General features: G+C 68.3%; 12 protein-coding genes. 6 read left to right on the forward strand and 6 right to left on the reverse strand.

The window, feature by feature from the left end; translation table 11 throughout:
• Positions 1–29: 29 nt before the first annotated feature.
• The gene (gene relZ / locus D3H54_RS25280; protein WP_149382245.1) at positions 30–1,748 is read left to right on the forward strand and encodes a bifunctional ribonuclease/(p)ppGpp synthase; all 1,719 of its coding nucleotides are present in this window, start codon (positions 30–32) and stop codon (positions 1,746–1,748) included.
• A 20-nt stretch (positions 1,749–1,768) separates the two neighbouring features.
• Here relZ and D3H54_RS25285 read toward each other — a convergent pair whose 3' ends face one another.
• Positions 1,769–2,767, reverse strand: coding sequence for an SDR family NAD(P)-dependent oxidoreductase (locus D3H54_RS25285; protein WP_149382247.1), 999 nt, complete (start codon positions 2,765–2,767; stop codon positions 1,769–1,771).
• An 18-nt stretch (positions 2,768–2,785) separates the two neighbouring features.
• Positions 2,786–3,415 carry a TetR/AcrR family transcriptional regulator gene (locus D3H54_RS25290; protein ID WP_168214970.1) on the reverse strand — a complete coding sequence of 210 codons (630 nt, stop codon included), beginning with the start codon at positions 3,413–3,415 and terminating at the stop codon, positions 2,786–2,788.
• 104 nt (positions 3,416–3,519) lie between these two features.
• Here D3H54_RS25290 and D3H54_RS25295 point away from each other — a divergent pair, with 104 nt between their 5' ends.
• Both D3H54_RS25295 and D3H54_RS25300 read left to right on the forward strand, forming a co-directional pair.
• The gene (locus tag D3H54_RS25295; protein ID WP_149382248.1) at positions 3,520–4,431 is read left to right on the forward strand and encodes an alpha/beta hydrolase; all 912 of its coding nucleotides are present in this window, start codon (positions 3,520–3,522) and stop codon (positions 4,429–4,431) included.
• 172 nt (positions 4,432–4,603) lie between these two features.
• Positions 4,604–5,875, forward strand: a complete 1,272-nt coding sequence (locus D3H54_RS25300; protein ID WP_149382250.1) for a cytochrome P450 — start codon at positions 4,604–4,606, stop codon at positions 5,873–5,875.
• On the opposite strand, the gene purD is transcribed toward D3H54_RS25300, so the two are convergent.
• Entirely contained in the window at positions 5,862–7,133 is a 1,272-nt protein-coding gene (gene purD / locus D3H54_RS25305) for a phosphoribosylamine--glycine ligase (RefSeq protein ID WP_149382252.1), read from the reverse strand. The genes D3H54_RS25300 and purD overlap by 14 nt on opposite strands.
• Positions 7,134–7,160: 27 nt before the next feature.
• Positions 7,161–8,699, reverse strand: a complete 1,539-nt coding sequence (locus tag D3H54_RS25310; protein ID WP_149382254.1) for an acyl-CoA carboxylase subunit beta — start codon at positions 8,697–8,699, stop codon at positions 7,161–7,163.
• A gap of 87 nt (positions 8,700–8,786) precedes the next feature.
• On the opposite strand from D3H54_RS25310, the gene D3H54_RS25315 reads away from it, so the two are divergent.
• Genes D3H54_RS25315 through D3H54_RS25325 form a run of 3 tightly spaced genes read left to right on the forward strand, consistent with a single transcriptional unit; the run spans position 8,787 to position 11,071 of the window.
• A complete protein-coding gene (locus D3H54_RS25315; protein WP_149382256.1) occupies positions 8,787–10,025 on the forward strand; it encodes a cytochrome P450 in 1,239 nt (412 codons plus the stop codon).
• A gap of 19 nt (positions 10,026–10,044) precedes the next feature.
• Entirely contained in the window at positions 10,045–10,437 is a 393-nt protein-coding gene (locus D3H54_RS25320) for a hypothetical protein (RefSeq protein WP_210419592.1), read from the forward strand.
• Position 10,438: 1 nt separating this feature from the next.
• Entirely contained in the window at positions 10,439–11,071 is a 633-nt protein-coding gene (locus D3H54_RS25325) for a TetR/AcrR family transcriptional regulator (RefSeq protein WP_149382257.1), read from the forward strand.
• Here the strand turns inward: D3H54_RS25325 and D3H54_RS25330 are convergent.
• The gene (locus D3H54_RS25330) at positions 11,034–11,315 is read right to left on the reverse strand and encodes a hypothetical protein (protein ID WP_149382259.1); all 282 of its coding nucleotides are present in this window, start codon (positions 11,313–11,315) and stop codon (positions 11,034–11,036) included. The genes D3H54_RS25325 and D3H54_RS25330 overlap by 38 nt on opposite strands.
• A gap of 145 nt (positions 11,316–11,460) precedes the next feature.
• Positions 11,461–12,681 carry an RNA polymerase sigma factor gene (locus D3H54_RS25335; protein ID WP_149382261.1) on the reverse strand — a complete coding sequence of 407 codons (1,221 nt, stop codon included), beginning with the start codon at positions 12,679–12,681 and terminating at the stop codon, positions 11,461–11,463.
• Positions 12,682–12,734: the final 53 nt, after the last annotated feature.

Below are 12,734 nucleotides of genomic sequence, written 5' to 3' on the forward strand. Positions count from 1 at the left end.
TTACGGCCCTGGTACGGCAAGGTAGACGGATGCACTTTGTCGGCCTGGATCTGGCCTGGGGCGAACGCAAGCCGACGGGCGTCGCCGCACTCGACGACGACGGACGGCTCGTCCATATCGCCACCGCACAAGACGATTCGAGCATCCTCGAGGAGGTTCGCCCGTTTGTCGACGGACCCTGCCTGGTCGCCATCGACGCTCCGCTCATCGTGACCAACGCGACCGGCCAGCGTGGCTGCGAGACGGACCTGAACCGCGACTTCGCCAAATTCGAGGCCGGCGCGCACCCGTCGAACATGGGTAAGCCCGAGTTCGCCGGAACCCCGCGCGGCGCGCGGATCGCCGAAGCACTCGGCCTGGACATGGACCCGAACTCACGGGCGTCGCGGCGGGCCATCGAGGTCTATCCGCATCCGGCCACGGTGGTGCTGTTCCGGCTGGGCCGCACGCTGAAGTACAAGCAGAAGCAGGGCCGCAGCCTGCCCCAACTGCGCACCGAGCTGCTGAGGTTGATGGACGAGATCGAGCGACTCGCCCACGCCACGGTGCCGCTACGGGTCGGCGATCACCCGGAGTGGATCGCCATGCGCGCCACCGTCGAGAACGCCCAGCGCAAAAGCGAATTGCGCCGCGCGGAGGACCCGATCGACGCGGTCGTGTGCGCCTACGTCGGGATGTACGCCACCCAGCGGCCGGGTTCGGTGACCACCTACGGAGACTTCGCCACCGGCTACATCGTCACGCCGACACTGCCGCCGGATCTGACACCCACGCCGCCGGAACCCATGCCCGGTGTGGTCGGTGACGCCGTCGCCCAGTACGCCGAGCGACGCCCCGCCTTGGTCGCCACCACCGAGCACTACCTCGCGCTGGTCACGCGTCTGCTCGATGATGCGGGCATCAACTACCTCAGCGTGACGGCCCGCACCAAGAGCGTCGCGTCGTTCGCGGCCAAGGCCGATCGCAGCAGCAACGGCCAGCGGCTCTACACGGACCCGTCCTCGCAGATCACCGACCAGGTCGGCCTGCGGGTCATCACCTACCTCCGCGAGGACGTCACCGCCGTGGGCACCCTGTTGTCCGAGGAATTCGACGTGTTGACCGACCTCGACATGGGGCAGGTGACGGCCCGCGAGGGCCGGTGGGGGTACGCCAGCAGGCACATGCTGATCGCCAATGACGCTGAGACGCAGCCGGCCTCGGTCCAGATACGTACCGTCCTGCAACATGCGTGGGCGGAGTTCGAACACGACATCCGGTACAAGGGAACGGTCCCCGAGCAGGACGCCGCGGAGCTCGACCGCCGGTTCACCCTGGCCGCGGGCCTGCTCGAGTTGGCCGACCGCGAGTTCACCGAGATCCGTGACCGATTGCGCACGTCCATGGCCGAAGTCCGCAGCCCGAACACGGCGGAGGCGGGCATCGCGACGCCGGTGCTGGCCACCTACCTGGGGCACCGCTTTCCCGAAGCCGGCTGGTCGCGAACCGAGCATTACGGCTGGATGGCGGCGCTGCTCGTCGACCTGGGCATCCTCACCCTTGACGCCCTCGAGGAGCTGTTGACCAATGTCGACACCGATGCCGTCAACAAGAAGATGGACTACCGCTTCCCGGCGGGTGCGGTGCGACGCCTGGACGATGCACTACTGGCCACGTTCGCCGACCGCTACGTCGGCCTGCCGGGCAACGCGCATCGGGTGGCGCTGCTGCAGAACCGGCTCGCGCGGTTGCAGGCCCCGGCGAACTGACGCCGAGATCGACGTAATGCTCACGCCCGCAGGCCGGTCCACTCGTCCGACGTCCCGGTCAGCCGGCTGACCTGTTCGAGCAGGCGCCGCACCTTGGCCGGATTCTCGTGGCGTTGCCAGCCGAATGTGGTCGGCCGCTGACGGCGGTCATGCCAGAAATGCCCCGGCGTGGACTCCGGCCGGGTGGCGACCAGCCACACCGCGGTGTCGGCGCCGTCGGCCACGTCCCGCAGCAGCGGCCGGGTGAGGATCCGAAACCGCGGCAGGTACTCGGCCACGCCGGGGGTGTCGACCCAGCCGGGATGCATGCTCTCCACCCGGATGTCGGTGCCGGCCAGCCGGCGTGCCCACGAGTCGGCCAACACCACCTGCATCTTCTTGGTCCGTGCGTAGGCCCGGACCCCGTTGTAGCCGCTCCGGAACTCCAGATCGTCGACCACCAGCGGTGAGCCGTACATGCCGCCCGAGGACACCCACACCACCGACGCCCCGCCTGCCGCCCGCAGCAGTGGGAGCAGCCGCTCGGTCATCAGATGGGGACCCAGCACATGCGTGGCCAGCTGCACCTCATGACCCTGCGGGCTGAGGACGCGGTCCTTGGGCATCAGGCCGGCGTTGTGGACCAGGCCGTTGAGCGCAGGGACCCGGTCGGCGAAGTCGGTTGTCCAGTCCCGCACGGCATCGAGGTCCGAGACATCGCACACCTCGCCCACCACGTGGGCGCCGGGCACCGATTCCCGGATCGCCGCGCACGATGTCTCCACTTTCTCGGGGTTGCGGCCCAGCAGGTGGACCGTCGCACCGAGCGCGGCGAATGAGCGTGCCATCTCCAGACCGATGCCGGCCGTCGCGCCCGCGATCACCACCCGTTTGCCCAGCAGAGCCTGCGGGTCGGCGTCGGCGGCCCACCAGTGCCTGCGCAGCCCCGAACCGATTTTGGTGTAGCCCAGGACCAACGCCCGGTCCATCACGCCGTCGAGCAGTTCCGTAGCCGGCCGTGCGAGCCCGGATAGATCCATGCCTTCGAACGTAATCGCTCAGACCCGGACAGTGCGCTCGTCGATCGGGACCAACACGTCGATCACGTCCATCACCGTGGCCCTGGCCACCTCTCGCGGACCGTCGCCGTCGCTGACCAGAGCCGAGACCACCGAACCGTCCACGGCGTTGACCAGAGCCGTCACCAGATCGGTCCGCATATTGCGCCCCGATCGCGCCATGGCCGACACCACGGCATCGACCCGCTGCTGGGCCAGCCGGTGCTGGATTTCGCGCAGCTCGGGGTGCCGGGCGCAGGCGATGTAGCGCTCATACCGGGAGATCAGTTCTTCGCTGCTCGCCTCCCCGTCGGGATCGCCGACCAGCAGGTCGACCAATACGTCGGCGATGGCCTCAGCACCACGCCGCCGACGCGGGAGTGCGTCCACCCGGGCCCGCAATTGCGCGGTTTCCACCGCACAGATGTACTCGACGGCCTTGAGCACCAGGTCGTCCAGCGAGGAGAAGTAGTAGGTGGTGGACGCCAGCGGCAACCCTGCGCGACGCGCCACCGAACGATGGCGCACCGCTTCGAATCCGCCTTCGCGAAGCAGCTCGGCGGCAGCGCTGATCAGCGCGTACCGTCGCCGCTCGCCTTTGGGCGTCATCGCTGCCGTCACGTTCAGCAATGCTGCCAGCAGCGTCAGCGGGACATCGCTCTTTCAGAAGAATCATTAACCTGGCATCGACCTGCCGCTAGGCTCGATCACCCGCTCCGCGGCGCGATGGCAAGATGGCCCGCATGGCGAATCTGAGCCGTCGCGCAGTTCTGCGACTCGGCGCCGGAGCCGTTGCAGGTGCCGCCGGTGCCTTCGCTGCCGGCCGCGCCCTGCAATCCGCGACTCAGCTCGCGGGGCCGGACGTCGCGATGACCGGCGTCGGCGCTCCCCTGGCACCGCCCGCCCCGCTGGAGCCGCCCGCTGCGGGCGCCGCCGCCCCCACGATGGTCACCGGTTCGTTCGTCTCGGCAGCGCGCGGCGGGGTCAGCACCAACTGGGCCATCGCCCGCCCGCCCGGGCAGACCGCACCGTTGCGGCCGGTCATCGCGTTGCACGGCAAGGGTCAGGACGCCGCGGGTGTGATGGCCGGTGGCGTCGAGCAGGGCCTGGCGCAAGCGGTTGCGGCCGGACTGCCGCCGTTCGCGGTGGTCGCCGTCGACGGTGGCGGCAGCTATTGGCACCAGCGGGCCTCGGGTGAGGACTCCGGGAAGATGGTGCTCGACGAGCTGATCCCGATGCTCGGCAGCCAAGGCCTGGACACCTCTCGGGTGGCGTTCCTGGGATGGTCGATGGGCGGCTACGGGGCACTGCTGCTGGGGGCGCGCCTCGGACCGGCCCGCACGGCCGCGATCACCGCGGTCAGCCCGGCCCTGTGGCTGTCGTCGGGTGCGGCGGCACCCGGTGCGTTCGACGGCCCCGACGACTTTGCCGCCAACACCGTGTTCGGCCTGCCTGCGCTGGCGTCGATCCCGATCCGGATCGACTGCGGCAACAGCGACCCGTTCTATTCAGCAACCAAGCAGTTCATCGCCCAGCTGCCCAACCCGCCGGCCGGCGGGTTCTCGCCCGGCGGCCACGACGGCGGTTACTGGAGTTCGCAGCTGCCCGGCGAAATCGCGTGGATGGCGCCGCTACTCACCGCCTGAGCCGCTTCACGCCGAGATCGACGTTACGGCGACCAGAACTCGCACTTTCGCGGCGATTTGTCGGTTTCGGCGGCAATGCCCGCGGTGGATTGTCTCCGGTTGTGGAATTGTCTACAGTCGCAGTTACTGTCATCCATTCGATAAGCCTCTCGGCAGCCCTGGCGAGGAGATCATGACCGTCGAAAGCCCACCGCTGTCCCCGCGGCCGTACCACCCGCTCGACATCTCGGCGCCGGACTTCTGGGCTGCCGACTTCGCCACCCGGGACCGTACGTTCGCGCAGCTGCGGGCCGCCGACGGGCTGTCGTGGCATCCGCCGGTGTCCTCGGTGTTCCCCCATTCGGAGACCGGGTACTGGGCGATCACCCGGCACGCCGACATCAAGTACGTCAGCCAGCACACCGACATCTTCAGCTCGGCGCTGGGCATGAGCGTCGACCCGCTGCCCGCCGAGATCCAACAGGCCACGAGCTTCTTCCTGGCGATGGATCCGCCGGAGCACACCCTGTATCGGCGGTTGATCAGTGCGACATTCACGCCCAAGCAGGTTCGCCGCATCGAGGCCCAGATCCAGGCCAACGCCACCGATATCGTCGACCGGCTGATCGACAGACTGCGTGACGGTGAGGAAATCGACTTCGTCACCGAATGCTCGGCCAAGCTCCCGATGCGGACGGTCTCGGACATGATCGGGATCGCCCCCGAAAACCAGGAGGCGGTAGCCTACGCGGCCGAAAGCCTGTTCAGCGCAACCGATGACGACTACGCCTCATTCGAAGAACGCGCCACCCATGCGCTCACCCAGATCGGGATCCTCACCAGCTCGGGTATCGAGCTGGCCCAGCTGCGCCGCCGCGAGCCGCACGACGATCTGATGACCAACATCGTCAACGCCGAGGTGGACGGCCACCAGCTCACCGACATCCAGATCGGGTCGTTCATGGTGCTGCTGGCCTCCGCCGGTAACGACACCACCAAGCAGACCACCTCCCATGCATTCAAGGCGCTCGCCGACAACCCCGGCCAAAAGGCTTGGCTGATGGAGGATTTCGACACTCGCATCACCCCCGCGGTCGAGGAGTTCATCCGCTGGGCCACTCCGGTGCTGAACTTCGCCCGCCATGCCACCGCCGACACCGAACTGGCCGGCACGAAGATCAAGGCCGGGGAGAAGGTCGCACTCTTCTACTGTTCGGCCAACCGCGACGACGCGGTGTTCGACCGGCCGGACGAGTTCGACATCTCCCGATCACCGAACCCGCACTTCGGTTTCGGTGGCGGCGGTCCGCACTTCTGCCTCGGCGCGAACCTCGCCAGGACCGAGCTGCGTCAGCTGTTCCACCAGCTGCTCACCCGGCTACCGGACGTTCAGGTCGGTGAGCCGGAGTACCTGCACAGCAACGTGATTCACGGCGTGAAGCGGCTACCGGTCAAGCTAGTGTGATACGTCCCTCGGCGGCCGCCAGCCCGATGTCACTGCGGAAGTGGCTGCCCGGCAATCGGACCGAGGACACGATCCGGTAGGCCTCCTCGCGTGCGGCCACCAGGTCGGCTCCGGTGCCGACGATCGAGAGCACCCGCCCGCCGGACGACACGATGGTTCCGTCGTCGCGCCGGGCGGTACCGGCGTGCAGAACGCCGTCGGCCTCCGACCCGGTGATCACATCCCCGACCCGAGGACGGCCGGGATAGTTCTCGGCGGCCACCACCACTGTTACCGCGTATCCGTCGCGCCACTCGAGCGGACCCACGTCGGCCAGCGTTCCGGTCGCGGTGGCATGCAACAACTGCCCCAGCGGGGATTCCAGCAGCGCCAACACCGCCTGGGTCTCGGGATCGCCGAAGCGGCAATTGAATTCGATGACGGCGGGCCCATTCGAAGTGATCGCGAGCCCCGCATACAACAGCCCCGAGAACGGGCAGCCGCGGCGAACCAGTTCGGCGGCAACGGGTTCGACGACACCGCTGACGATCGCCGACAGCACGTCCGACGGCAGCCACGGCAGCGGCGAATAAGCCCCCATGCCACCGGTATTGGGTCCGGCGTCGTTGTCACCGACCCGCTTGAAGTCCTGGGCGGGCAGCAGCGGCACCACTGTCGCGCCGTCGACCAGACAGAACAGCGACACCTCAGGTCCGTCGAGGAAGGACTCCAGCAGCACCGGGTGCCCGGAGTCGAGCAGCGACGCGGCGTGCGCACGGGCCACATCTCGATCGTCGGTGACGACCACGCCCTTGCCCGCGGCCAGCCCGTCGTCCTTGACCACCCAGGCGGGTTGGCCGGCGGCGGGACCGAAGCGATCCAGCGCGGCATCGAGGTGGGCGGGGTTGTCGACGGTATCGCTGCCCGCGGTACGAACGCCGGCGGCCGCCATCACGTCCTTGGCGAACGCCTTGGAACCCTCGATCCGGGCGGCGTCCTTCGACGGGCCGAAGCAGGCGATCCCCGCGGCACGCACCGCGTCGGCGACACCGAGAACCAGCGGCACCTCGGGGCCGATGATCACCAGGTCCACCTCGAGCTTGCGGGCCAGCGCGGTGACGGCTTCGGCGGAGGTGACGTCCACCTCGTGCTGTTCAGCCACGGCCGACGTGCCGGCATTGCCGGGCGCGACGGCAAGGAAGTCGATTTGCGGATCTCTGCGCAGGCCCAACAGCAGGGCGTGTTCGCGGGCACCGGATCCGATCACGAGGACGCGCACAGGTTCACACCCTATCGCCCTACTCCGCTACCAGGTGTCGACGAATCGCCTCGGTGCCGGGAGATCGCCGCGCGCCGCGGCGGCGGCCAGGGTCGCGACGATCAGGCCGCGGGTCTCCGCCGGGTCGATGACGTCGTCGACCTCGAAGATCTGGGCGGCGTTGAGCGCTTTGGCGTTCTCCTCCATCGCCGCGGTGGCCTCGGCGACCCGCTGTTCCCGCTCGGCCTCGTCCGCGATGGCGTCCAGCTCCTTGCGCATTCCCAGACGCACCGCACCCTCCAGACCCATCGGGCCCAGGTGCGCGTTCGACCACGCCACGGTCAGCAGCGGCTCGTGCAGGCTGCCGCCGGTCATCGCCTGCGCGCCCAGCCCGTAACCGCGGCGCAGCACGACCGCCACCAACGGCACCCGCAGCGCCGCGCCGGCGACCAGCATCCGGGAGGCGCGCCGCACCAGCGCCTCGGCCTCGGCGGCCGGGCCGACCATGTAGCCGGGACAGTCGATCAGCGAGACGACCGGCAAGCCGAAGGTGTCGCACAGTTGCAGGAAGCGCGCGGCCTTGTCGGCGGCGGCGGCGGTGATCGCTCCGGCCATCACCATCGTGTTGTTGGCGATGACACCGACCGGGCGGCCGTCGATGCGGGCCAGTGCGGTGACCATCTCGGCGGCGAACTTCTCCCGCAGGAACGTCACCGAGCCTTGGTCGGCGATGGTCTCGATGACCGGCTTGATCGGATAGGCGCGCCGGGCACGTTCGGGAATGACTGTGCGCAAAGCGGTTTGGTCGGCGACGGCACCGGGCGCGGCGACGCCCTGAAAGTAGCCGAGGAGCCGTTTGGCGACCGCGACCGCCTCGGCCTCGTCGGCGACCACGACGTCGACGACACCGTTGGGCGCCTGCACCGAGATGGGGCCGACGGCGTCGGGTTCGACGTCGCCGAGCCCGCCGCCGGCGATCATCGCCGGGCCGCCCATACCGATCGAGCTGTCGGCGGTGGCGACGATGAGGTCCGAGCAGCCGGCGATCACCGCATTGCCCGCGAAGCAGCGGCCTTTGACGATCGCGATGCGCGGCACCACGCCTGAGAGCGCCGCCCAGAGTTTGAAGGCCCGGGTTTCTAGCGACGAAACGGTTGGGACATCGGTGTCGCCGGGCCGGCCACCACCGCCCTCGGCGAAGAAGATCGTGGGCAGCCGCATCCGTTCGATGAGCTCGAACAGCCGGTCCTTCTTACGATGCCCGACGAAGCCCTGGGTGCCGGCCAGCACCGTGTAGTCGTAGGACAGCACCGCGCACGGCTTGCCGTTGACCTGTGCGGTCCCGGCGATCAGCCCGTCGGCGGGGGTGCGGGCGATCAGGTCGTCGAGGTCGCGGCGACGGCGCTGCGCGGCGATCGCGAAGCGCCCGTACTCCACAAACGAATCGGCATCCACCAGGTCGGCGATGTTCTCGCGGGCTGTCCGGCCGCCCGCGGCGTGGCGGCGGGACACTGCCTCGGGGCGGGCCGTGTCTTCGGTCAGCGCGCGGCGGCGCAGCAACTCCGCGAGGTCGGGGCGATCCGTCATCGATCGAACCTAACGGGCATACACTCAGCGTTGAGGTGTATGGTCGTTGCAAAGGTGCGCTACATCACAACTACAGCGAGGTAGACCATGACCACCGCGAACGTGTGCCCGTTCGGAGCGGGCTTCGACTTCACCGACCCCGACCTCATCAAAGAGGGCATGCCCGTCGCCGAGTTTGCGCAGTTGCGCCAGACCGCGCCGGTCTGGTGGAACGAGCAGCCGCTCGGCAGCACGGTGTTCGACGACGGCGGGTACTGGGTGATCACCAAGCACCGCGACATCCGGGACATCTCCCGCGACGGCGACCTGTGGTCGACCAACCAGAAGGGCGTCGTCATGCGCTTCGCCGACGACATGACCGCAGACCAGGTGGAGATCACCAAAGCCCTGCTGATCAATCACGACGCACCCGAGCACACCCGGCTGCGCAAGCTGGTCTCGCGGCTGTTCACCCCGCGCGCGGTGGCCAAGCTGGAGGAGAAGCTGGCCGACGCCGCCCGCGACATCGTGGCCGCGGCCGCCGCGAAGGACACCGGCGATTTCGTCGACGACATCGCGATGCAGTTGCCGCTGCTGGCGATCGCTGACCTGCTCGGCGTGCCGGAAGCCGACCGCCAGAAGCTCTTTCACTGGACCAACAGCATCATGAACACCGACGATCCGGAGTTCAACGACGTCGACCCGATCGAGGCGAACGCCGAGTTGATGGGTTACGCGTACTCGATGGCCGAGGATCGCCGGAAGTGCCCGGCCGACGATATCGTGACCCGCCTGGTGGAGGCGGACTTGGATGGCGAGTCACTCTCCGAGGTCGAGTTCGCGTTCTTCGTGATCCTGCTCGCGGTGGCCGGGAACGAGACCACCCGCAACGCCATGACCCACGGGATGAACGCGTTCTTCGAAAACCCGGACCAGTGGGAGCTTTTCAAGCGGGAACGCCCGGAGACGACGGCCGACGAGATCGTTCGGTGGGCCACCCCGGTGCACTGCTTCCAGCGCACCGCCACCGCCGACGTGGAACTCGGCGGCGTGACGATCCGCAAGGGCCAGCGGGCCGGCCTGTTCTACAGCTCGGCCAACTATGACGAGGAAGTCTTCGACAACCCGTTCCAGTTCAACATTTTGCGTGACCCGAACCCCCACCTCGGTTTCGGCGGCAACGGCGCGCACTTCTGCATCGGCGCCAACCTCGCGCGGATGGAGATCAAGCTGATCTTCAACGAGATCGCCAACCAGATCCCGGACATCAGCAAGCTCGGTCAGCCAGAGCGGCTGCGGTCGGGCTGGCTCAACGGCGTGAAGCATTTGCCGGTCTCCTATCGCTAGCGCGATAGCATCCCGGGTCATGGGCTATCCGGGCTATCCGCCCCACCCGGCATATCAGGCGTACCCGGCGTATCCGGCCAAGCCGCCGCGCTCGGCGGCCGACCTGACGATCTCGATCATCTTCATGGTCCTGACGGTGGTGGTCGGCGCCGGCGCGGCGTTTCTCGGCCTGTTCTCGCTGGCCTTCCTGGACTATTGCCCGCCGGCGACGTGCAGTGCCGAAGGCGCAGTGTCCGCGGTGATGACATCGGTGGCAGTTGCCGCGGGATTCGGCGTGATCGGAATCGTTGTCGCGATCGTCCAACTTGCTCGGCGCAAAACGGCCTGGCCCTTCGCCGTTGGGACGTTGGTGCTGTGCTTGATCGTCCTGCTCGTCGGCGGCGTCGCCTACTACTCCGCGGTGGGCGGCTGACATGCGGACACACGGATGGTCCGGGGCCGCACCCGCCACCGATGAGGAAGCCGTCGCCAGAATTCTGGCGGCGGCCAACAAGGCCATCGACTCGCACGGTGCCGACCTCAGCATCGCCGATGTGGCCCGCACCCTGGGTGTCACCCGACAGACCGTCTATCGCTACTTCCCCAGCACCGACGCGCTGCTGCAGGCCTCGGCGATGTCGGCCGCGACCGGGTTCCTCGACCGGCTGGCCGATCACCTGGCCGGCATCACCGACCCGGCCGACGCGGTCACCGAAGGCATTGCCGCAGCGGTGGAATGGTTGCCACACGACAAGCACATGGGGTTGCTGCTCGGACCCGAACGCTCGAGCACATTCAGCGCCGAGGTCACTTCGGATGTCGCGCTGGCGTTCGCGGGTTCGATGCTGCGCCGCTTCGATGTCGATTGGGCCGCAGCGGGTTTCAGCGACAACGATCTCGACGAGCTCGGCGAGCACCTGCTGCGGATCATCCAGTCGTTCGTGCTCGATCCGGGCCGACCGCCGCGACATGGCGACCAGCTTCGCCAGTATCTGCGTCGCTGGGTCGGCGCAGCCTTGCTCGCGCCGGCTAGGGAGCCGGCGCGCTCTCCTGCACCAGGGCGTTGATCGGCGCGGAGGTCGCCGCGTGGCCGACCAGTTCACTCGGATCGTGCGCAGGCCACACCACTGCGGCGAAGATCGCACATACCGACACCACCGGCGGGCAGAGCACCGTCACGGTCGTGTCGATGACACCGGCCCACTTGGATGCCTGACGAACGACCCTGCCGCGCTTGGTCAGCGGCTCCGTCCACAGGCTCAGCATGGTCGGGGCCGTCCACGACTGGTCGTACATCGTCATAGAAGTCACGGCCACTCCTCCCATCCCTCATCGAGGCCCGCGGCGCTCGATTTCACTTCGGTAACACTGGTGCACAAATGTCACATTTGTGACACGGCGCGATAACCGTTTGCGATCTGCGCGTTTCCTTACCGTTGTCTTACTGACCTCTTTGTTATGCGATCGCCCCGCCGCACTCGGCGATCCGACGGCGCAGAAACGCCTTGCCCGGTTCGGAACCGTTGAGATCGATCGCGTCCCGATACCAGCGCACCGCCTCCGCGTGCCTGCCCGCTCGGCGCAACAAGTCGGCACGCACCGTCGGCACGAGCGCGGAACGGGCCAATCGCGGATCGTGCGCCACCCGCTCCAGCGCCGCCAAGCCGGCATCCGGTCCGTCGCGCAGGCCGATCGCGAGAGCCCGGTTCGCCCGCACCACCGGCGAGTCCGTCTGACGCAGTAGCTGGCCGTAGGCCCGGCAGATGGTCCGCCAGTCGGTCTGCTCCCAGCTCGGCGCGGTCGCGTGCGCGGCGGCGATCACCGCCTGAGGCAGGTACGGCCCGGCTGCCCCCTCCGCACGGCGTAGCCCGTCGAGCCCGCGGGCGATCCGGCCCCGGTCCCACCGGGACCGGTCCTGCTCCTCGAGCGGAATCAATGCACCGTCGGTGTCGACACGGGTTGACCGACGCGAATCATGCAGCAGGACAAGCGCATACAAGGCGCGGGCATCGGGTTCGGCGGGCATCAACACGCAGAGTTCGCCGGCCAGCCGCACACCTTCGTCGCACAGCTCGTCGCGGATCGCAGACGGTCCTGCCGTGGACCAGTACCCCTCGGTGAACACCGAATAGATGCACGACAGCACGTGGGGTGTGCGTTCAGCCAACAGCTCGGGCGGGGGCACTCGCAGCGGGATGTTGGCGTTCCGGATCTTGCTCTTGGCGCGGGTGATGCGTTGTCCGACGGCCGTTTCGGTGAGCAGAAGCGCGCGTGCGATTTCCGGCACCGTCAGCCCCGACACCAGCCGCAGAGTCAGCGCCAGTTGAGACGACCGCTCGAGGGCTGGATGCGCGCAGGTGAAGATCATCCGAAGCTCGTCGTCGCGCACGCCGTGCACCACGCGGTCGTCGGCCTGCCCATCACCCTGCACAGCCAACAGTTCCTTTCCCGGGCGCACGGATTCGCGACGCAAGCGATCCCTGGCCCGATTGCGGCCGACGGTGACCAGCCATGCGCCGGGATTGTCCGGCGGCCCGTCGCGAGGCCAGCTCCGCAGTGCCTCCGCGCAGGCTTCCTGGACGGCGTCTTCGGCGATGTCCAGGTCACCCGACCACCGCGCGAGCGCGGCCACCGCGGGACCCCATTCCCGCCGGAAGACACCGTCCAGCGAACCCATCTACAGCCCAGACACTCCCGACAACCGGCGCAGCTCGACGACGACGCGACGCC

The sequence above is a fragment of the Mycobacterium sp. ELW1 genome (assembly GCF_008329905.1).
GTDB lineage: Bacteria > Actinomycetota > Actinomycetes > Mycobacteriales > Mycobacteriaceae > Mycobacterium.

Excerpts from the sequence above, each read along its gene's own strand:
- relZ (WP_149382245.1), top strand. The coding sequence starts at position 30 with ATGCACTTTGTCGGCCTGGATCTGGCCTGGGGCGAACGCAAGCCGACG.
- D3H54_RS25285 (WP_149382247.1), bottom strand. The coding sequence starts at position 2,767 with ATGGATCTATCCGGGCTCGCACGGCCGGCTACGGAACTGCTCGACGGC.
- D3H54_RS25295 (WP_149382248.1), top strand. The coding sequence starts at position 3,520 with ATGGCCCGCATGGCGAATCTGAGCCGTCGCGCAGTTCTGCGACTCGGC.
- D3H54_RS25300 (WP_149382250.1), top strand. The coding sequence starts at position 4,604 with ATGACCGTCGAAAGCCCACCGCTGTCCCCGCGGCCGTACCACCCGCTC.
- D3H54_RS25310 (WP_149382254.1), bottom strand. The coding sequence starts at position 8,699 with ATGACGGATCGCCCCGACCTCGCGGAGTTGCTGCGCCGCCGCGCGCTG.
- D3H54_RS25315 (WP_149382256.1), top strand. The coding sequence starts at position 8,787 with ATGACCACCGCGAACGTGTGCCCGTTCGGAGCGGGCTTCGACTTCACC.
- D3H54_RS25320 (WP_210419592.1), top strand. The coding sequence starts at position 10,045 with ATGGGCTATCCGGGCTATCCGCCCCACCCGGCATATCAGGCGTACCCG.
- D3H54_RS25325 (WP_149382257.1), top strand. The coding sequence starts at position 10,439 with ATGCGGACACACGGATGGTCCGGGGCCGCACCCGCCACCGATGAGGAA.
- D3H54_RS25335 (WP_149382261.1), bottom strand. The coding sequence starts at position 12,681 with ATGGGTTCGCTGGACGGTGTCTTCCGGCGGGAATGGGGTCCCGCGGTG.